The following is an 838-nucleotide window of genomic DNA, read 5'->3' as shown; positions in this document are numbered from 1 at the left end:
CCTTCCAGCCATAAAGAACGCCCCGAAACTTTGCGTTGCGGGGCGTTCTTCATTGACGAGTTGAGCTTGTTGTCGGACAGGTTCGGGTGGATCGGTAAAGTTCGTCGAAAAAATTGCGTTGAAAAGTTTGGGTCTGACGGGCCCGGAGACAGACTTGTCACAGCGCCAGATCGCCTCCACATAAGCAAGGGCCTCGCCGATGAACGGATCTCTCCCGCGTTGACCCCTAGGCAGCAACTGCCTTCGCACTCGACCTGGCCGCACCTTCCAGCCATAAAGAACGCCCCGAAACTTTGCGTTGCGGGGCGTTCTTCATTGACGAGTTGAGCTTGTTGTCGGACACAGCTTATGAGCCACGTAGTTGCAGCTTATGCGCTCCAGTTCGCACGTTATGGGGGGCCCCCACATACTTTCACAAATTGGTGCAGCGCACACTCTCACCCGCACTGCCCCACATAGCCACACGCCGTACAAAAATCGCAGCCGTCCTTGTGGATCATGGTCGCGTTGCCGCATTCCGGACAGGGCTTGCCGGCCTGGACTTGCAGGGTGCCAGCGGCCGCCGCGAGCTTGGGTGCGGGCGTCTGCAGCAGGCCCATGTCGCTCAGTGGCTGGCCGGCTTCGTCGAGGATGCCGAGCATGGCGTAGCGATGGATGACGAGGCGGGCCACGTAGGCCACCGTCGAAGGCCAGACCTGCTGGCGGCGCTCACCGTTCAGTGACGGCACCGGCGCCATGAAGTGGCCCAGCGGCTCGCCGACATTGAGCAGCTTGCGCCAGTGACGGCACCGGCGCCATGAAGTGGCCCAGCGGCTCGCCGACATTGAGCAGCTTGCGC

At 61.5% G+C, this 838-nt stretch carries 1 protein-coding gene and 1 pseudogene; both read right to left on the bottom strand.

The window, feature by feature from the left end:
• Positions 1–180: hypothetical protein (locus AC1DU6_RS33505; protein ID WP_477862660.1), on the bottom strand; the 180-nt coding region annotated here is incomplete at its 3' end.
• 257 nt (positions 181–437) lie between these two features.
• Positions 438–838 (bottom strand): annotated as a pseudogene (locus AC1DU6_RS33500) (hypothetical protein); the annotation flags it as partial.

This window comes from Roseateles sp. P5_B10 (genome assembly GCF_056400485.1).
Note: the sequence above shows the minus strand (reverse complement) of the source record. Positions and strands in the feature narration are given on the sequence as shown.